Source organism: Sulfitobacter faviae (assembly GCF_029870955.1).
In the GTDB taxonomy this organism is placed as follows: Bacteria; Pseudomonadota; Alphaproteobacteria; order Rhodobacterales; family Rhodobacteraceae; genus Sulfitobacter; species Sulfitobacter faviae.
Window position 1 is genome coordinate 944834 of sequence record NZ_PGFQ01000001.1, and the last position, 18565, is coordinate 963398.

At 63.1% G+C, this 18565-nt stretch carries 14 protein-coding genes and 3 pseudogenes; 4 read left to right on the top strand and 13 right to left on the bottom strand.

Annotation, left to right across the window (positions count from 1 at the left end; translation table 11 throughout):
* Positions 1-5 precede the first annotated feature (5 nt).
* From CUR85_RS04945 to CUR85_RS04965, 5 genes and pseudogenes are all read right to left on the bottom strand, one after another.
* Positions 6-1361 carry an amidase gene (locus CUR85_RS04945; protein ID WP_136720474.1) on the bottom strand — a complete coding sequence of 452 codons (1356 nt, stop codon included), beginning with the start codon at positions 1359-1361 and terminating at the stop codon, positions 6-8.
* Complete coding sequence (locus CUR85_RS04950; protein WP_067266963.1) at positions 1351-2769, bottom strand: TRAP transporter large permease; 1419 nt, start codon at positions 2767-2769, stop codon at positions 1351-1353. Before CUR85_RS04950 ends, CUR85_RS04945 begins: the two co-directional genes overlap by 11 nt.
* Positions 2766-3349, bottom strand: a pseudogene (locus CUR85_RS04955) (TRAP transporter small permease subunit). Before CUR85_RS04955 ends, CUR85_RS04950 begins: the two are co-directional and overlap by 4 nt.
* Before the next feature lie 75 nt (positions 3350-3424).
* Positions 3425-4554 (bottom strand): annotated as a pseudogene (locus tag CUR85_RS04960) (TRAP transporter substrate-binding protein).
* A gap of 234 nt (positions 4555-4788) precedes the next feature.
* Entirely contained in the window at positions 4789-5736 is a 948-nt protein-coding gene (locus CUR85_RS04965; protein WP_136720475.1) for an SDR family oxidoreductase, read from the bottom strand.
* Positions 5737-5891: 155 nt separating this feature from the next.
* Here CUR85_RS04965 and CUR85_RS04970 point away from each other — a divergent pair.
* Positions 5892-6364, top strand: a pseudogene (locus CUR85_RS04970) (AraC family transcriptional regulator); the annotation flags it as partial.
* Positions 6365-6766 (top strand): helix-turn-helix transcriptional regulator, encoded by a 402-nt coding sequence (locus CUR85_RS04975; RefSeq protein ID WP_280322019.1) that lies wholly within the window; start codon positions 6365-6367, stop codon positions 6764-6766.
* 42 nt (positions 6767-6808) lie between these two features.
* Here CUR85_RS04975 and CUR85_RS04980 read toward each other — a convergent pair whose 3' ends face one another.
* The 8 genes from CUR85_RS04980 to CUR85_RS05015 all read right to left on the bottom strand — a co-directional run bounded on the left by CUR85_RS04980 (position 6809) and on the right by CUR85_RS05015 (position 16036).
* A complete protein-coding gene (locus tag CUR85_RS04980; RefSeq protein WP_280322021.1) occupies positions 6809-7696 on the bottom strand; it encodes a M20/M25/M40 family metallo-hydrolase in 888 nt (295 codons plus the stop codon).
* Positions 7615-7947, bottom strand: coding sequence for a hypothetical protein (locus CUR85_RS04985; protein ID WP_280322023.1), 333 nt, complete (start codon positions 7945-7947; stop codon positions 7615-7617). Before CUR85_RS04985 ends, CUR85_RS04980 begins: the two co-directional genes overlap by 82 nt.
* 69 nt (positions 7948-8016) lie before the next feature.
* A complete protein-coding gene (locus tag CUR85_RS04990) occupies positions 8017-9189 on the bottom strand; it encodes a M20 aminoacylase family protein (RefSeq protein WP_067266954.1) in 1173 nt (390 codons plus the stop codon).
* Positions 9186-10871, bottom strand: a complete 1686-nt coding sequence (locus tag CUR85_RS04995; protein ID WP_067266952.1) for an ABC transporter ATP-binding protein — start codon at positions 10869-10871, stop codon at positions 9186-9188. The genes CUR85_RS04990 and CUR85_RS04995 overlap by 4 nt, the downstream gene beginning before the upstream one ends.
* A gap of 3 nt (positions 10872-10874) precedes the next feature.
* Positions 10875-11762 (bottom strand): ABC transporter permease, encoded by an 888-nt coding sequence (locus tag CUR85_RS05000; RefSeq protein WP_067266950.1) that lies wholly within the window; start codon positions 11760-11762, stop codon positions 10875-10877.
* A 1-nt stretch (position 11763) separates the two neighbouring features.
* Positions 11764-12705 (bottom strand): ABC transporter permease, encoded by a 942-nt coding sequence (locus tag CUR85_RS05005; protein WP_067266948.1) that lies wholly within the window; start codon positions 12703-12705, stop codon positions 11764-11766.
* A 112-nt stretch (positions 12706-12817) separates the two neighbouring features.
* On the bottom strand, positions 12818-14428 hold the full coding sequence (locus tag CUR85_RS05010) for an ABC transporter substrate-binding protein (protein ID WP_067266946.1): 1611 nt from the start codon (positions 14426-14428) through the stop codon (positions 12818-12820).
* A 33-nt stretch (positions 14429-14461) separates the two neighbouring features.
* The gene (locus CUR85_RS05015) at positions 14462-16036 is read right to left on the bottom strand and encodes a M81 family metallopeptidase (RefSeq protein WP_231886393.1); all 1575 of its coding nucleotides are present in this window, start codon (positions 16034-16036) and stop codon (positions 14462-14464) included.
* A gap of 129 nt (positions 16037-16165) precedes the next feature.
* Here CUR85_RS05015 and CUR85_RS05020 point away from each other — a divergent pair, with 129 nt between their 5' ends.
* Both CUR85_RS05020 and CUR85_RS05025 read left to right on the top strand, forming a co-directional pair.
* Positions 16166-16972 (top strand): IclR family transcriptional regulator, encoded by an 807-nt coding sequence (locus tag CUR85_RS05020; protein ID WP_067266943.1) that lies wholly within the window; start codon positions 16166-16168, stop codon positions 16970-16972.
* A gap of 146 nt (positions 16973-17118) precedes the next feature.
* The gene (locus CUR85_RS05025) at positions 17119-18537 is read left to right on the top strand and encodes an amidase (protein ID WP_067266941.1); all 1419 of its coding nucleotides are present in this window, start codon (positions 17119-17121) and stop codon (positions 18535-18537) included.
* The last annotated feature ends 28 nt before the right edge of the window (positions 18538-18565 follow it).

Genomic DNA, 18565 nt, shown 5'->3' on the forward strand with positions numbered 1-18565 from the left:
CATCCTCATTCAGTTGCACCATCGGCCCAGTCGAAAAGCCACTGGGCGCTGCGCATCAGACGCCCGTCTTGACCGTGACCGCCGACCAGTTGCACCCCCATCGGCAAGCCCTCTTCCGAAGTCATCAACGGCAGGGTCACACAGGGGCTGCCGCAGAGCGTCCAAAGACCGTTGAAAATCGGATCACCGGTGGTCTTTAACCCGCGCGGCGCGGGGCCGGTGGCCGCGGGGCAGAGCAGTACGTCGCAACGGGTCAGCAGTTCTTCCAGCGCGGCGGTCAGCACCTTGGGCAGGTCGCGGGCCGATTGGTAATCGCGGGCCAGCACCTTATTGCCCGCCTCCATCGCCTCCCGCGCCACGGGTGAGAGCAGCTCGGCCCCGTCGCGCAGATAGGGGTAGAAGTGATAGGCCATCTCGGCAAAGTTGATGCGTTTGCGCGCCTCGGCGGCCTCGTTAAAGACCGGCGGCAGGGGCATCTCGAAAGCCTGATCGCCAAGGGCTGCGACCAGTTCTTCAAAGGCGGCGTGCAACTGCGGATCGGCACCCTCCCACCCCGGCGGGCGGACAAAGCCGAAAACCGGCGGGATCGGCGGCGCGCTGGTCGCCTCGGCCAAGAGCGCGGGGGTCGGGGCAAGCTCGGTCGCGCTGTCTTCGGGATCATGGCCAAACAGCACCTCGGCCAGCAGCGCGGCCCCGGCGGGATCGCTGGCAAAGACGCCAATGGTGTCGAGCGAGGGCGATTGCGTCAGCACTCCCCGGCGCGGGATCGCGCCGAAGGTTGGTTTGAACCCGGTGACCCCACAAAAAGACGCAGGCCGGATCACCGACCCGCCGGTCTGCGTGCCGATGGCCAAGGGCACCATCCCATCGGCCACCGCCGCCGCCGACCCTTGGGACGAGCCGCCGGGGCTATGCGCCGGATTATGCGGATTGGTGGTCTTGTTCGGATGCATGAAGGCCAGTTCGGTCGTGACCGTCTTGCCCATGATGATCGCGCCTTCGGCCCGCAGCCGCTCGACGATGAAAGCATCGCGCAGCGGCACCCGCCCCTTGTCCTGCGCCGCGCCATTTTCGGTGGGGATGCTGCGCGTGTCGATCACGTCTTTCAGCCCCACCGGCAGCCCGTGCAGCCGCCCCAGCGGCCTGCCCGCCCGGCGATGATTGTCGAGCGCTCGGGCCTGCGCGCGGGCGAATTCGGGGTCGAACCACGCCCAAGCGCCCACTACCTCCTCGCGCGCCTCAATCCGCGCGATGTAGCTTTCCACCAGCGCCAGCGCATCCAATGCGCCGGTCGCCAAACGGTCCCGCAACTCGACCACGCCAAGGGCTGCTGCGGCGGTCATCCGTGCCTCAGCGCCCATAGAACACCTCCGGCAGGTAGAAGACGATCTGCGGGAAGACATACATCAAGATCATCGACAGGATCACGCAGAACAGGAAGGGCATGACGCCTGCGAAGATCTGCGTCAGGCGCAGTTCGGGCGGGGCGATCCCCTTGAGGTAATAGGCCGACATCGCCATCGGTGGCGTCAGGAACGAGGTCTGCAGGTTCAGCGCCACGAGGATGCCGAAAAACAGCGGGTCGATTTCGAAGACGGCCAGCAGAGGCAGGAAGATCGGCACGAAGATGATGATGATCTCGGACCATTCCAGCGGCCAACCCAGCAGGAAGATGATCAGCTGCGCGAGGATCAGGAACATGATCGGCGACAGGTTCAGCGACTGCACGAACTCCGAGATCACATGCTCCCCACCAAGGTAGGAGAACACCGCCGAGAAGGTGTAGGAGCCGACGAAAAGCCAGCAGACCATCGCCGTGGTGCGCACCGTGAGATAGACGCTTTCGCGCATCCGCTGCCATGTCATCGCACGGTAAATGAAGGCGAGGAAGATGCCGCCGAGCGCGCCGATCGAAGCCGCCTCTGTCGGGGTGGCGAGGCCGAAGAGGATCGAGCCCAGCACAGCAAAGATGAGGAAGGCCAGCGGCAGGAAGGAGGTGGCGATCATCAGCAACAGCTTGCCCATCGGCATGTCTGGCACCTCATCCGCCGTGGGGCGCGGGGCCGAGGAGGGCTGCAAGAGCGAGCGCCCGATGATGTAGATCAGGTAGAGCCCCACCAGCGTCAGCCCCGGCAGGAGTGCGGCCGCATAAAGCCGCACGATGGAGACATTCGTCGCCGCCGCATAGACGATCAGCATGATCGAGGGCGGGATCAGGATGCCCAAGGTGCCGCCGGCGCAGATGATGCCGGCGGCGAAGGACGGGTTGTAGCGCGCCTTGAGCATCGCGGGCAGCGCCAGAAGCCCCATCAGCGTCACCACCGCGCCGACGATGCCCGTGGCGGTGGCGAACAGCGCGCAGGTGATCAGCGCGGCCACGCCCATGGAGCCGGGGATGTTCTTGGAGGCGATGTTGAGCGTGGTGAAGAGCCGGTCGACGATATTCGACCGCTCCACGATATAGCCCATGAAGAGGAACAGCGGCACCGCCGTGAGCACTTCGTTCGACATCACCGTGAAGGTTTGGTTCACGAAAAGGTCGAATATTCGGTTGTTGAAGAACCCGTCAAGCCAGGTCGACCATTGCTCCCATTGGCCGGCCCCCTCGTCCAGCCGGTCGAAACTGCGCCACATGCGGCGCGCGTCGAAATAGGCGTAGTAGCCAAAGCCGATGCCCATGGCCATCAGCGTGAAAGCAATCGGAAAGCCCAAGAAAACAAAGACGATGAACAGCCCAAGCATCATCAGGGCGATTTGCGGATCGGTCATGTGAGATGGCCCTTTTCGGCCTTGTTGGCTTCGCGCATCATGAGGTCTTCGGTCTCAAAGACGTCTTCCTCGGCTTCGAGCCAGTAGTTGGAACGTATGGCGATGAGACAACGGCAGACCTGCGCGATGCCTTGGATGAACAGCAGTATCCCCGCCGCCACGATGATCGCCTTGAATTGATAGATCGGAACCCCCGCCGGGCTGTTGACCGACACCTCGCCGTATTGCCACGAGCGGGCGGCATATTTCCAACCTGCGAGGATCAGCGCGGTGACGCCGGGGAAAAAGAAGATGATATAGAGCACGAGGTCGATCATGCCTTGGGTGCGCGGCTGGAACAGCCGATAGAGGAAATCCCCCGCACATGGCCACCCCGCGACAGCGTATAGGCCCCGCCCATCATAAAGAGCGTGCCATACATGATGAAGGACACGTCCAGCGCCCAAGCCGTGGGATTGTTCAGCACATAGCGCACAAAAACTTCGTAGCCCGTGCCGATGGACATCAGCAAAATGAGCCACGCAAAAGCCTTGCCGAACCATGCGGAAAGGTTATCGGCGAACCGAATGAAAGATATCATGATGCCCTCGGTATCTCGCACGAACCCCGGCACGCCATGCGCCGGAGTTCGCGGTGATGTTATGGGTTTGCGGGATCAGAGTTTGATCTTGCCGGGGAAGTAATGCTCATAGGCAAGCCCGTAATCCGGCGAGTTCATCAACTCGTAATAGGCCACGCGGTCGACCCATTCGCGCTGGCTGTCGAGGGTCTTTTTCATGAAAGGATCGGATTCCAGCTCGGGGATCAGCTCATCCCATGCTTTAAGCTGCGCATCCAAGATTTCCTTGGAGGTGCGCCGCACGGTCACGCCAGCCTCGTTTTGCAGGAACTGAAGGTCCGCCGAATAGCGGTCCATCGCCTTGGCCGTGTTCGCGGTCGAGGCCGCCTCAACCGCGTATTTCAAGATTGCCTGAAGATCGGGGTCGAGGTCTTCGAGGAACATCTTGGAGAACAGGAACTCAAAGCTCTCGGAGGCTTGGTGATAGGACGACAGATAGTAGTTCTTGGCCACGTCCTGCGCGCCGAAGTCCTTGTCCGACGAGGGGTTGTTGAACTCAAAGGCGTCGATCACGCCACGCTCCATCGCGGGCACGATCTCACCGCCCGGCAGCTGTGCCACCGACATGCCCAGCTTGGCCATCAGATCGGCCGCCAGACCCACGGTGCGGTATTTGAAGCCTTGCAGGTCGTCGACGGTATTGACCTCATTCTTGAACCAGCCGAAAGGCTGGGCGAACATCGGGAAGCCCATGTAGCCCACAACGTCGAGGCCCATGATGTCCTGCGTCAGCTCGTTATAAAGCTCCTGACCGCCGCCTTGGTAGAACCACGACAGCATGGTGGTGGCAGAGCCGCCGAAAACCGGGCCGGTGCCAAAGAGCGATGCGGCCTTGTTCTTGCCGTACCAATAGACCGGCACCGAATGCGCCGCGTCGATCAGACCGTCGTTCACCGCATCAAGCACCTGAAACGCCGCGACGACCGCGCCCGCGGGCAGCACGTCGACCTTCAGACGCCCGCCTGACATTTCCTCGACCCGCGTCGCATAATCGCGGGCAAAGTCTTGCCAGATGTTCGCGTCGTTCCACGACGTCTGCATCTTGATGACGATCGGCGCTTGGGCCAGCACCGCCGGTGCGGCCAGCATGCTCCCCGTCGCCGCCCCCCAGCAAGTGCGGACTTCGTCAGGAACGAACGTCGATTGAACTTTTTAGTCTCAGTCATGTTTCCTCCTCCCAGAGTGGCCGCCCCTTTGCTTACTTGAAATACGCTATTGGTCGGGCGACCCGAGAACAGAGACTAACCAAATGATCTCATTTGGCAAGAATAGTCCGCAAGAGACTCTTCAAGTGCAACTTTATTGTGCAAACGCCACGAAAATCGACACTCTCCTTCGATGCTGATGGCCTACGGATATCGCGCGTTCTGAGCAGGGCGGAGACAGGCCCCGCCCGCCCCTCAAACCGCCCAGCCAAAGCCGGTTTCCGCCTCGGACCGCTCCCAGAGCCTGACCATCGTCTCTTTGTCATAGGCATAGGGCTCCAACTTGCCGCGCCCGACCGGGCCGACCATCTCCATCCGACCTGTGGGGCCGTAGAGCGCGCGCTGCTCCAGCCCATCCTCGGTGGCGCACATGACCTCGGGATAGGCACCACGCTCCGCCGTTTGAACGATCGGCAATTTCGACATCAGCCACCAAGTGAACCGGGTCATCAGCCCGCCGCTGGTGCTGATCAAAGAGGTGGCCGAGGCACCGGGGTGGCAGACATAGACCGCCACGTTCCTCCCCGCCCGCGCGACGCGGTCTTGCAACTCATAGGCAAACATCATCTGCGCCAGCTTGCTTTGGCTATAGGCCGGGTTGGCACGGTAGTTCTTGTCCCAGTTCATGTCGTCGAACTGGATGGTGCGCAGGCCCATCTTGTAGCCAAGGCTTGCCACCACCACGATCCGCCCATTGCTTTCGTCGATCCGGTCGAAGAGCAAGCCGCAGAGCAGGAAGTGGCCGTAGTGATTGGTGCCGAGCTGGCTTTCGTGGCCTGCCTTGGTCAACTGGCGGTTTGGCACCTGCGCGATGGCGGCGTTGCAGATCAGCGCATCAATGCGGGGAATGTCGCGCAGAACCTCTGCCGCCGCGCGGCGCACCGACGGCAAATCGGCGAGGTCCATCTGCACGAAACGCACCTGCGCCGCCGCGCCAAATTCGTCTTTCAGCTTGGCCACCGCCTCTGCCGACCGTTCCGCGCTGCGGTTCAACATCACCACTGCGGCACCTTTGCGCAGCAAGGTCCGCGCTGCCTGAAACCCGGCCCCCGCATTGGCCCCGGTTATCACAAAGGTCTTCCCCTCTACCCCGTCAATCCGCTCAGGGGTCCAGCCGTGCGCGCCGAAAGTCTTATCTGTCATGGTCTCGTTCCTTAGCTTTACTGAGGCATCGCGCCCCGTTGACCCTGCAGATAAATCTCAGCACTCTACGGAAAATAGACCGGATTGTCGCGATTACTTGCCTGATCCTCTCACAGCCATTGCATGAAACGCCCTTGCGGTCCTAATCTGCACGCATGAGCAAAGACCAAATCCGCCATATCATCGAACGGCACAGCCAGACCGACGGGCTGACCGAAACCGGCATCAAGGGCGTGCAGTATTTCCGCGCCACCAGCGCGATCCCCTGCGCGCCTGCGGTCTATGAACCCTCTGTCATCGCCATCGTCAGCGGCGCGAAAGAGGCGGTGCTGGACGGTCAGCGCTATGTCTATGACGACAGCCGTTATATGTGCTGCCCCATGTCGATGCCGGTCAAAGCGGGCACGCCAAGCGCCTCGCCCCAGACCCCACTGTTCGGCGTCTACATCGCTCTGGATGCGCGGCTGATGGCGGAGCTTTCGCTTGAAATGGAAAGCGCGGGGAGCCTGCTCCCCCGACCCCGGCCGACCTGCGCGCCGAGGGGATTAAACTTGCGGCATGGGACGGGGCCTTCTCCGACGCCCTGCTGCGCCTGCTGCAATTAAGCGAAAGCGAAACCGACCGCGCCGTGCTGGCCGAAGCGCGCCTGCGGGAGCTGTACTACGCCATCTTGAAAGGAGAGGCAGGGCTCTTCGCGCGGCGGGCCTTCGGGGCGGGCAATGCCGTGGCGCGGGCCATCTCGCATGTCGCGGCCCATCTCGACGCGCCCATCTCCATCGACGCGATGGCCCAACGCGCGGGCATGAGCCGCGCGGTATTTCACCGCAAGTTCAAACAGGTAACGACGATGTCGCCAATACAATTCGTCAAATCCATGCGCCTGAACAATGCCGCCGTGAGAATCGCAGGCGGCGCCACGGTCAGCGAAGCGGCAATGGCGGTGGGCTATGTCAGCGCCTCGCAATTCAGCCGAGAGTTCAAACGCATGTACGGCCAATCCCCCGCGAATGGGGCGACGCGCAGCAGCTAGCCGCGGGGGTGGTTTAGAGGGGGTCTCCGCCCCTCCCCCCTTTCAAGCCGTCAACCGACAGAACAACCCCGCCGCCAGCTTCGCACGTTCGGTGAGACTGTCGACATAGATACGCTCCTGCAACGTATGCAGCCCCTTGCCGCGCACGCCGATGGAATCCAGCGTCGGCAGGCCAAGGAAACCGGTGAAATTGCCGTCCGACCCGCCCCCGGCAGAGCTTCCGGTGATCTCGATCCCCAGTTCGCCCCCAATCTCCTGCGCAAGCTTCAGCATCGCCATCGTGCCCGGCTGGTCGGGCTCCCAAACCGGGCGGGTGACGCCGCGGCGGATTTCCATGATCACATCGCCCTCGCCCGAGTTCAGCGCCATCATCTTTTCCACGCCCGCGTCGAGCTGCGCTTGCGTTTTCGCCATGGTGAGCACTTCGGCATCGCAGACCGAGGAGACGCAGTTGACCCACTGGCCCGCGTGAAAGACCCCGAGCGAGAAGGTGCAATCCTCGGTGGTCATGCCTTCGATCGTGCCCACGGCCTTGGCCATCTCCGCGATGGCCGAGCGGCCTTCGGAAAGCGCCCAGCCCGCGTGGCTGGGGCGCCCCCGGGTCTGGAGGTTGAACCGCGCGATGGCGTAGCGCCCGATCACCGCGCCGCCGTCGGGGCGGGCAGGTTCGGGGACGAGGATGTATTTATGGCGCTTCGCCTCCTCTTCGATCAGGCGACGAGTGGCGGGGGTGCCGATCTCCTCATCCGGGGTGAAAAGCACCGTCACCGGCAGCGGCGTCTCGACCCCGGCGGCCTGTAGTTTGCGTAGCGCATCGAGGTAGACGTAGTTGCCGCCTTTCATATCCATCAGACCGGGGCCGTAGCAGATATCGCCTTCGCGTTTGTAAGGCAGGCTCGCCAAGGTGCCGATGGGGTGAACCGTGTCCATATGACCCAAAAGCAGGATGCCCCCCTCGCCCGCGCGGGATGGGGCATCTCAGCGCGCAGGCTGTCGCCCAGCCCCATCGGGCTTGGAATACGCTCCGTCCGCGCGCCCAAGACCGCCAGATCGTGCTGCGCCACATCCATCATCCGGTTCACTGCCGCCCCGTCGAATGTGGGGCTTTCAGTTTCGATCCATGGGCGCAGCCCGGTGAGCATCTCTTCGGTATCAAAAGGCAGATCGAGCGGGTTGGTCATGTTCAATATCCTTTCCTCCGCCGCGCGACAGCGGGCGGTTGGCTTAAATTATATGATTGACGCAAGGGCCTAGCCGCCGACCTTTGGCAGGCGCGTCTCGACAATCCGCGCATAGATCGAGGCACCGACAGGCAGAATGGCGTCGTCCAGCACGAAGCCGGGGTTGTGCAAAGGCACGCTGCCCGCATGGCCCACCCGGCAATAGGCGCCCGGCACGACTTTCAGCATATCGGCGAAATCCTCCGACCCGCTGGCCTGTTCGGTCGAGACATGGGCGTTCTCGCCGCCCACCACGCTGGCCGCCGCTTCGACATAGGAGGTGGTCAGTTCGGGGTCGTTCATCAACACGTCAAAGACATTGCGGATGTCGACTTCGATCTCGATCCCATAGGCGCTGGCCATACCGGCGCAGAGGGCGCGCATCCGGGCCTCGGCCATTTCGATCACATCCTCATGGAAATAACGGATCGTACCCGCGATACTGGCGGTATCCGGCACCACGTTATAGGCCGAGCCCGCGTTGAACTTGGTCACCGAAAGCACGATCGGCTTGGTCGGCGGGGTGTTGCGGCTGACGACGGATTGCAACTGCTGCACCAGCGCCGTGCCGATGACGATGGGATCGCGCGACTGATGCGGCATGGCGGCGTGGCTGCCAGTGCCCTTGACGGTAATGTCAAAGAAGGCCGCCCCGGCCATGGCCGCACCGGGGGTGACATTGACCACGCCCGGCTCTGAGTTTGGATCGTTGTGCATGCCGTAAATCTCGTCGCAGGGGAATTTCTCAAAGAGCCCCTCCTCTAGCATCCGGCGCGCGCCGCCCAAACCTTCCTCGGCGGGTTGAAAGATCAGCACCACCGTACCGTCGAAATCGCGCGTCTCAGCCAGATAACGCGCAGCCCCCAAGAGCATGGTGGTGTGGCCGTCATGGCCGCAGGCATGCATCCGCCCGGGGTTGGTCGAGGCATAGGGCACGCCAGAATCCTCTACAATCGGCAGCGCGTCCATATCCGCGCGTAGCCCGACACGGCGGTTGCCGCCGCCCGCGCCCTTGATGATGCCTACGACCCCGGTGCCACCCAGCCCTTCGTGCACCTCATCCACCCCGTAGGCGCGGAGCTTTTCGGCTACGATGCCCGCGGTACGGACCTCTTCGAACCCCAGTTCGGGATGGGCGTGGATGTCTTGACGGATGGCGGTGAGATCGGCGGCGAAGGCTTCGATCTTGGGAAGGACGGTCATGCGGTGGCTCCTGTCGTCATGGTGGCGCTGCCGAGCGCGCGGTAGTTGGCAAAATCCCAATGGCGGCCCGGGGCCGCTTCGATCAGGTTGCGCGTGTAGTCGTGATGCGGGTTGGCCAGCACATCGCCCGCGGGGCCGTATTCAACAACCTGCCCGCGCTGCATGACCAAGACCTCGTCACAAATCTGCGCGGCGACGCGCAGGTCGTGGGTGATGAAGAGCATGGCCACGCCGAACTTCTCTTGAATGTCATCCAAAAGATCGAGCACCTGCGCCTGCACGCTCACATCAAGAGCCGAGACGGCCTCATCCGCGACGAGCAGATCGGGCTTCATCGCCACCGCCCGCGCGATGGCGATGCGCTGGCGTTGCCCGCCCGAGAATTGATGCGGATAGCGGTCGAGCGCATCGCGCGGCAGGTCCACCAGTTCCATCAGCTCAGCGGCATGGCGCATCGCCTCTTCGCGCGGGGTGCCGAAGTTGATCGGCCCTTCGCAAAGGCTGCGCGCCACGGTCCAGCGCGGATTGAGCGAGCGGTAAGGGTCTTGGAACACGATTTGCAGATGCTTGCGGTGATCGCGGAGCTGACGGCGGGAGAGTTTGGCGATCTCGGTCCCCGCGACATTCACGCTCCCCGCTGTCGGGTCGATCAGCCGCATGATGGCCCGTGCCACGGTGGATTTGCCCGAACCGGACTCCCCAACGATGCCCAGCGTCCGCCCCGGTTTGATGGTAAAGCTGACATCCTGCGCGGCTTTCACACCCTCGCTGCGGCGCAGGAAACCGCCGCCGCCATAGATCATGTCGAGCCCGGCCACACGCACCACTTCGCTTTGCGATGCCGCCGCCCTTGCGGGCCGCGGGGTGAGGTTGGGCACGGCGGTCAGCAGGGTGCGGGTATATTCCTTCTCCGGCTTGGTCAGCAGCTTTTCAATCGGCGCGCGTTCGACGATGTTGCCCTGCTGCATCACCGTCACGGTATCCGCGATCTCGGCCACCACGCCCATGTCATGGGTGATGAAGAGCACGGCGGTGCCGTGGCGCTCTTGCATCTCGGCGATGAGCTTGAGGATCTGCAACTGCGTGGTCACGTCCAACGCCGTCGTCGGCTCATCCGCGATCAGCAGATCGGGGTCGAGGATCAGCGCCATGGCGATCATGATGCGCTGGCGCTGCCCGCCGGAAAGCTGGTGCGGGAAGGCGTTGAAGATGCGGTTCACATCCGGCAGATGCACCTGATCCATCATGTCGAGCGTGCGTTTCTTGGCCTCGGATTGGCTCAGATCACTGTGCATATTCAGCACTTCCATGATCTGCTCGCCCACCCGCAGCACTGGGTTCAACGCGGTCATCGGCTCTTGGAAGATCATCGCGATCCGCCGCGCGCGCAGCTGGCGCATTTGCGCATGGCTGGCGCTGGTAATCTCGAAATCGTCCAGCGTGATGCTGCCGCTTTGCACCTCCAGCGCCGATTTCGGCAGAAGCCCCATGGCCGCCAGCGAGGTTACGGATTTGCCCGAGCCGGATTCACCCACCAAGCAATGCGTCTCGCCCGCGCGGATGGTGAGGTCGATCCCGTCGATCACCGGTTTCGCCTGTGGCCGCCCGGCTAGCCCGATGCGCAGGTCGCGCACTTTGAGCACCTCACGCGCGTCGGAGAAGTCTTTGGTCTTGAACTGCATCTCTCAGCCCTCCCGTTTCTTCATGCGCGGGTCGAGCAGATCGCGCGCGGTGTCGCCCAAAAGGTTGATCGACAGGATGCAAAGCGACAGCAGCAGCCCCGGCCAAAAGATCAGCCCCGGCTTGATTTGGAAATACGTCCGCCCCTCGGCCATGATGTTGCCCCATGTGGGGATCTCCGTGCTGACGCCCGCACCGAGGAAGCTCAGGATCGCCTCGATCAGGATCGCCGACGCGCAGATATAAGTGCCTTGGACGATGAGCGGTGCCATGGTGTTGGGCATTAGGTGCTGGATCAGGATCTTGGGCATCGACGAGCCGAGCGCGATGGCGGCCTCGACATAGGGCTCCTCCCGTGCCGAGAGCACGACCGAGCGCACCAGCCGCACCACGCGGGGCACCTCCGGCACCGTAATGGCGATGATGACCGAGCCGAGCGATGGCCCGTTCAGCGCCACGAGGGCAATCGCCAGAAGGATCGCGGGGATCGCCATCAGGCTGTCCATAATCCGCATGATGATGCCATCCGCCACCCGAAAGAAACCGGCGACAAGGCCGATGGCCAAGCCGATGGCAACGCTGACCAAGGCCGCCCCGACGCCGATCAGCAGCGACACGCGCCCGCCGGTCATCACCCGCGAGAACGTATCGCGGCCATAGGGGTCGGTGCCCAAAAGATACTCTTCGGAAGGCGGCTTGAGCCGCGCGGCGGAGTTCATCGCCAGCGGGTCATAGGGCACGTAAAGCGGCGCCAAGATCGACGCCAGCACGATGGCCAGGAGGATAAGCGCCGCCAGCAACGGGCCGATACCGACCCTTGCGCCCGCAGGCAGGGAAAGCAGTCCGGTCAGCACCTGAAAGGCGCTGTGACGGGATTGGGGTTGCTCGATCATGTCAGTACCGGATCCTTGGGTCGAAGAATGAATAAGAGACGTCAACCAAAAGGTTCACGAAGACGTAGATGCCCGCCGTCAGCAGGATCATCGCCTGAATGACGGGGTAGTCGCGCGCGAGGATTGCATCGACCGTAAGCCGCCCGATGCCGGGAATGTTAAAGACGCTTTCCGTCACCACCACGCCCGAGATCAGCAGCGCGAAACCGGTGCCGATGATGGTCAGGATCGGCACGGCGGCATTGCGCAGCGCATGGCGGAACAGCACGACATTCTCGCGCACGCCCTTGGCGCGGGCGGTGCGGATGTAATCTTCGCCCAGCACTTCAAGCATGGAGGCCCGCGTCATCCGCGCGATGAGCGCCACATAGATCGTAGCCAGCGTAAGCGAGGGCAGAATGGCGCGCGAGAAGAACGGCCCGATGCCCTCCGACGGCGCTTTGTAGCCCTGCACCGGCACCCAACGCAGTTCGATCGCGAAGATTTGGATCAGGATATAGCCAATCACGAAGACCGGCACCGAAAAGCCCAGCACCGAGAAGGACATCACCAGAAAGTCGACCCAAGTGCGGTGACGCCAAGCGGCGATCACGCCCATCGGCACCGCCAGCAGGACAGAGATGGTGATGGTCATCAGCGCGATGTTGATGGTCGGCCCCAGCCGGTCGCCCAACATGCCCGCCACTGAGGTGTTCGACAAAAGCGAGACGCCCAGATCGCCGCGCAGCAATTGCCCGATCCATGTGAAGAACTGTGTCAGCAGCGGGTCGTTCAGACCCAGACGGTCACGGATCCGTTCAAGCTGTGCAGGGGTGGCGGCATCGCCGGCGAGAATGGCTGCCGGATCACCGGGGGTGAGACGCAGCAGGAGGAAGACGAAGATGGCGACGATCAGCATGACCGGGATCGTGGCCAAGACGCGCTTCAGGATATAGACGAGCATTTTCCGGAAGGTCCCTTTCGGCGGAAAGAAGGCAGGCCCGGAAGCGGGGGCGCTGCCTGCGGGCAGAGATGACGGTGGAGAGCGCGGCGACCGCGCTCTCCGAGCGGCTGGATTACTCCGCCTCTTTGGTCATGTTCCAAAACACCGGCACGGGCGATGGCAGCATGTTCTGGATCGTGTTCCGACGCGCCTGCGGGATCAGATATTCACCCATCATGATGTAGTTGACGTTATCCATGACGTGTTTCTGGATCTCGACGGCCACTTCCTTTTGCGCCTCGGGCCCTTCGGCCTTCATGAACTTCGCGCGCAGCTCTTCGACCTTGGGGTCATCGGGCCATCCGAACCACGCCTCGTCGCCACGGCCACTGACCATCACATTGGTCAGCGGGTCCGAAATCTCGGGCACCATCCAGTTGGTGAAGAACATGTTCCAGCCGCCCTCAGAGACCGGGCTTTGCTGGGCGCGGCGCTGCACGACCGATTGCCAGTCCATCGACTGCATGTCGACTTCGAAACCCGCCTCGCGCAGGGCTTGGGCGGCCACCACCGGCTGGTTGATCAGGCTGATCACATCCGTCGGCGCCATCAGCACGATGGGCGTGCCGTCATAGCCCGCCTCTTCGAGCAGGGCCTTGGCCTTTTCCGGATCCGCGCCGCCGGTCACGATCTCAGCATCCGCTTCGTCGCCCAAGGGTGTCGAACAGCCAAAGATCGCGCCGCAGACGTTGTAATAGGCCGGGTCGCCCTGCATCGTTTGCAGCATGGACTCTTGGTCCAGCGCCGCCATCGCCGCCTGACGCACCAGCTTGTTGTCAAAGGGCGGGTGCAGGTGGTTGGGCCGACCGATGGTGACATAGCCAAGGTCATCGCGGGTCTCGACCGTGACCTCGGGGCTGGCGTCGAGGATCGGCAGCAGGTCGATCTGTACCTGTTCGAGATAGTCAATTTCCCCCGCCGAAAGCGCGTTGATCGCGGTCAGCGCATCGGGCATCGTGGTCCAGACCACACGGTCGACATTGACCACCTTGCCACCCGCCATCCACGAGGCTTCCTCGTCACGCGGGACGTAGTCGTCGAACTTCTCATAGGTGACGTTCACGCCGGGCTCGTATTCATCTTGGTTAAAGACGAAGGGGCCGGAGCCGATATATTCCGTGATCGTCTCATCCGCCGAAGTTTCGGCCACCCGCTTGGGCATGATAAAAGGCGGCACCGCGGATTGTTTGGAGATCACCGACAAAAGCGGGCCAAAAGGCTCGGTCAGGGTCCAGACGACGGTCTTTTCGTCACTGGCCTCAAGGCTCTCGGTCACGTCAAAGATCAACTGCCCGCCGCCGTCACGCTTGCCCCAGCGTTTGAGCGAGGCCACGACATCTTCGCCAGTCACCGGCGCGCCGTCATGGAACATCAACCCATCGCGCAGCGTGAAAGTATAGACGAGCCCGTCATCCGAGACGTCCCAGCTGGCCATCTGGGGCTGCGGCTCAAAGTTTTCGTCCACGGCGGTCAGCACGTCATAGACCATATAACCGTGGTTGCGGGTGATATGCGCGGTGGTGATGACCGGATCGAGAACCCGCAGGCCCGAGTGCATGACCGCCGTGATGGTCGTTTCGCCATCCTGCGCCGCCAGAGAGCCGGGTGCCAAAAGCGCCGTGGTCGCGGCAAAGGCGGCGGCAAGTCCGCGCGACTGTTTCAGTGCCGATCGTAGAGGTATCATGTGGTTTTCCCTTGTTGAGTGATCTTTTGGTTTTTATTGGGCCAAGGCGGTCTTGCCGCCCTGGTCGGGTGGTGCGCTTTGGGCACCATTGGCCCCGAAACGGGGGCCATTCGGAGACAGCCGAAGCCCCGCGCGCAGGCGCGTGAAGGGCAGATCGGCTGGATTGAGGGGCATCGGCCCCGGCGCACAGGCGACAAGGATGTCGCGCGCGATGGGGGCAAAGTCAGCGCGGAAATGGGTAGAGCTTTTGACCACCAAGAGATCCATCTCTTCGGGTTGGATACCGACAAAGCGGAACATCTCGCGGTCGGCCATCTGGGCGATGCGGCTGGTCACGACGACATGAACCCCGCCGATGCGCAGGCAGGCCGAGGGGCCAAGGTTCAGCGCCGTGCCGCCATAATAGGGGCCGGTCGCGCGCAGGGTTCCGTCGCAAAGATGCTGGACCGTCGCCACCGTTTCAAACGGCGCGTCATCCGTGATGTCGGCATGTCCGCCAAGACGCAGGTTAACCTCGGCATCGACCCCGGCCTGATGCGCCGCCTCGGCGGCGGCGGGGTCGACGATCAACCCGATGGCCGCATTCTGGGCCTCGGCCTTGACGAGCGCGCGCAACATGCCCGTGGTGGCCGACACGCCGCCCGCGCCGGGGTTGTCTTGGGTGTCGGCGATGACCACAGGCCCACGCCCCGGCCCGGCGGCACGCGACAGGGCCTCGGCCACCGCCCTGTCGGGATCATAGGCCTCATTCTCCAAGAAGGCGGGCGATGCCGCCTCATAGGCTGCGGCAAGCCTGTCGGCGGCGGCGTCCGCTGCGGTCTGCGTCTCGCCATAGGCAACAGCCACGGGGCCGCAGTCGGGAATATCCGCCGCCGGGAAACCCATGAACAGGCTGGCCGAGATCGCCCCCGCGGCTTCACAGGCGGCGACCCCCTCATAAAGTTCACGCCCCGGCGACATTTCGGTCGATTGAAACGGGATCGGCACCAAATATGACATCTGGCGAAAGGCTTTGGCCGGGCGTTGGCCGGTCGTCATGATCCGGTCGAGTTGGCGGGCCGCGGCAGCGCCGGTATCGGCCATGTCCACATGCGGATAGGTGCGAAAACCGACGAGCACATCGACATTCGCAACGAAATCTTCAGAGATATTGCCGTGCAGATCAAGTGCCGTGGCGATGGGCACATCCGGCCCCACGACCGCACGCAGACGGCGGACAAGCTCCCCTTCCCCGTCATCGAGATGCTCCGCCACCATAGCGCCGTGCAGGTCCAGAAAGACCCCGTCAAGCGGCCCGGCTTGCCGAATGCCTTCGATGATCTCGCCCGCAATCGTCTCATAGGCGTCGCGGCTCACATGGGCCGAGGGGATCGCCCCCGCCCAGAGGATCGGAACGATATCCCAGCCCTGCGCTTGGCCCACCCGCAGCGCACCCGCCATGCCAAGGTTGACCTCTTCGAAGGCGGGCAACATCGCCGCACCGCGCACCATGGGGACATAGCCGCCGCCCAGCTGGAAAGCCTGCATATCCGCCGGATTGGGGGCGAATGTGTTTGTCTCGTGCAGAAAGCCCGCAACAGCCACGCGCATTCCAGAACCACTTTCCAAACCTGTCTCCTTCGCCTTCTCGGCCCCGTCATCCGCGGGCCACGCCCATTGTGTATCGCATTGCAATACAGCTATAGTGCACAGCAAGCGTAAGCGGCGCTTTAACGATTCGTCAACTACAGGCCATTTATGAGTAGATTTTTCCGTGAAGACGCCCCGCAGGCGGCGCAGAATCAGGCAGAGGACGACCGTTTGTTCGTCCGGGCGGCAGATCGCGCAATGCAGGTGCTGGGCGCCTTTCACAACGCGACCGGGCCGATGACCCTTTCCGACATCGCCAAGACCGCAGGCATCGACCGATCCGCGGCACAACGGCTGGTCCATACGCTCACCAAACTCGGCTATATCCGGCGCAGCGGGGATGATCGCGGATACCTGCCCGGCATCCGACTGCTCGATCACACGCTCGATCTGCTACGGCTCGACCCCGTGGTGCAGAAAGCCACGCCGGTCCTGCTGGAACTGCGCAAATCCCTGCGCGAACGGGTCGATCTCAGCCTCTATGACGAGACGCGCCTGATCTATGCCCTGCGCATGCAAAGCAAACGCGAGACCTTTTTCGCCACCCTCGTGGGCCATAGCGTGCCGACCTTTTGCACCGCGGGCGGGCGTGCCGCGCTGGCACAGCTTACCGATGATGCGGCGCGCGAAATTCTCACCCGCGCGCCCTTGCACCCTTTCACCGCCAGCACCAAGACCGACCCCGAAGCGATCATGGCCGAGCTTAGCATCGCCCGCGAAAACCGATTTGCCGTGGTCTGCGATGAATATGCCTTGGGCGAGGTCGCGGTGGGCGTCGCCATCACCGACCGGAACGGCGCGCCTCTCAGCGCGATACATCTCGCAGGCTCCCTCTCGGAATACACGCCGGAGGAATTTGTCGCCAAGGCTGCCCCCCTCGCCATAGAGGCCGCCAGTGCCATCATGGCCGGGTGACCGCCCAAAGCCTCGAATATAGCCACCCCCGCCTTCGGCAAAGGGTTTCGCCGCGAATTTACTTGCGTTGCTAAATTCTTTCTCCGAAGTTCGCGACATCAGGGCGCGGATGCGGCTTTGAAAACGACTGAACGAAAGGAACCGGAATGACCGACAGTAAACCGCTTTGGCAATGGGACGCGCAGGAAATCGCAACCGCGACCCGCGCAGGAAAACTCTCGGCGGTTGAAGCGACCGAGGCGGCGATTGCCCGCATGGAAGAGGTCAATCCGGCTTTGAACGCGGTGGTCGAGAGCCTCGCCGATGAGGCCCGCGCCGAGGCTGCCGCCCTCGACAAAAGCGACGCGCCCAAAGGGCCGCTGCATGGTGTTCCGGTCACGATCAAGATCAACGTCGACCAAAAGGGCCATGCTACAAGCAACGGCGTGCCCGCCTTCAAAGACATCATCGCGCCCGAGGATGCGCCGGTGGTGCGCAACCTCAAACAGGCGGGCGCCATCGTCATCGGGCGCACCAACACGCCGGAGTTTTCCTTTCGCGCCGATACCGACAACCCGCTTTATGGGCGCACCCATAACCCGTGGGGGCAGCACCTTTCGGCGGGCGGCTCCTCCGGTGGGGCGGGGGCGGCTGTCATGGCCGGGATCGGCGCGCTGGCTCATGGCAACGACATCGGCGGCTCGCTGCGTTTCCCGGCCTCGGCCAATGGCGCGGTGACGGTCAAGCCGGGCCTAGGCCGGGTACCCGCCTACAACCCCAGCCAAAAGGCCGAACGCGGTCTCTTGGCGCAATCCATGTCGGTGCAGGGGCTGATCGTGCGCAAGGCGGCGGACCTGCATCTGTCGATGCCCAGCCTGATCGCCGCAGATGCGCGCGACCCTTTCCATGTGCCGCTGCCCTGGCGCGGCGACGCCATCGAAGGCCCGATCCGCGTGGCCTTCACCCGCGATGATTTCGGCTTTGGCTTGCACCCGGATGTGGCCACCGCGCTCGACAAAGCCGCCTCTGCCCTGTCCAACGCAGGCTACGCCGTCGAAGAGGTGGAACCGCCCCTTGCCTATGAAGCTGGCAAAAACGGCTATCGCGCCCTGATGGGCGAAGTCGAAGCGCTGATGGGCGAGGACATCCGTACCCATGGCTCCGACGATCTGAAGGCGATCTTTGAGGATTACTACGCCGAATACCCGCCCTTCAAAGGCACCGAACAGCTTGCCATGCTGGCCAAACGCACCCATTACGCGCGCGAATGGTCGCTGTTTCTTGAGGACTACCCCCTCGTGCTGACCCCCTTCATGTTCGCCCCCTTCTTCGCCGCCGGGCGCGACACCGAAGGCCCTGAGGGCGTGCGCGAAGTCTTGGGCAAGGGGCTTTGGTCTTTCGTGATGAACTTCACCGGCCTGCCTGCGGGCAACATTCCCACGCATATCGCGGAACTGCCCCAAGGCCCGCAGCCCATCGGCGTGCAAATCGCAGGCCGCCGCTGGCGCGAGGACCTGATCGTTGACGCGATGGCGGCGATCGAAGGTGAGATTGCCCCGGTTTGCACGCGATTGTGGGGGGCGTGAAGTAGCCTCAAAGCGTGCCGCCGATGGC

Bases quoted from the DNA above. Each gene is read 5' to 3' on its own strand.
- CUR85_RS04945 (WP_136720474.1), bottom strand. From the start codon at position 1,361: ATGGGCGCTGAGGCACGGATGACCGCCGCAGCAGCCCTTGGCGTGGTC.
- CUR85_RS04950 (WP_067266963.1), bottom strand. From the start codon at position 2,769: ATGACCGATCCGCAAATCGCCCTGATGATGCTTGGGCTGTTCATCGTC.
- CUR85_RS04965 (WP_136720475.1), bottom strand. From the start codon at position 5,736: ATGACAGATAAGACTTTCGGCGCGCACGGCTGGACCCCTGAGCGGATT.
- CUR85_RS04980 (WP_280322021.1), bottom strand. From the start codon at position 7,696: ATGGACACGGTTCACCCCATCGGCACCTTGGCGAGCCTGCCTTACAAA.
- CUR85_RS04985 (WP_280322023.1), bottom strand. From the start codon at position 7,947: ATGACCAACCCGCTCGATCTGCCTTTTGATACCGAAGAGATGCTCACC.
- CUR85_RS04990 (WP_067266954.1), bottom strand. From the start codon at position 9,189: ATGACCGTCCTTCCCAAGATCGAAGCCTTCGCCGCCGATCTCACCGCC.
- CUR85_RS04995 (WP_067266952.1), bottom strand. From the start codon at position 10,871: ATGCAGTTCAAGACCAAAGACTTCTCCGACGCGCGTGAGGTGCTCAAA.
- CUR85_RS05000 (WP_067266950.1), bottom strand. From the start codon at position 11,762: ATGATCGAGCAACCCCAATCCCGTCACAGCGCCTTTCAGGTGCTGACC.
- CUR85_RS05005 (WP_067266948.1), bottom strand. From the start codon at position 12,705: ATGCTCGTCTATATCCTGAAGCGCGTCTTGGCCACGATCCCGGTCATG.
- CUR85_RS05010 (WP_067266946.1), bottom strand. From the start codon at position 14,428: ATGATACCTCTACGATCGGCACTGAAACAGTCGCGCGGACTTGCCGCC.
- CUR85_RS05020 (WP_067266943.1), top strand. From the start codon at position 16,166: ATGAGTAGATTTTTCCGTGAAGACGCCCCGCAGGCGGCGCAGAATCAG.
- CUR85_RS05025 (WP_067266941.1), top strand. From the start codon at position 17,119: ATGACCGACAGTAAACCGCTTTGGCAATGGGACGCGCAGGAAATCGCA.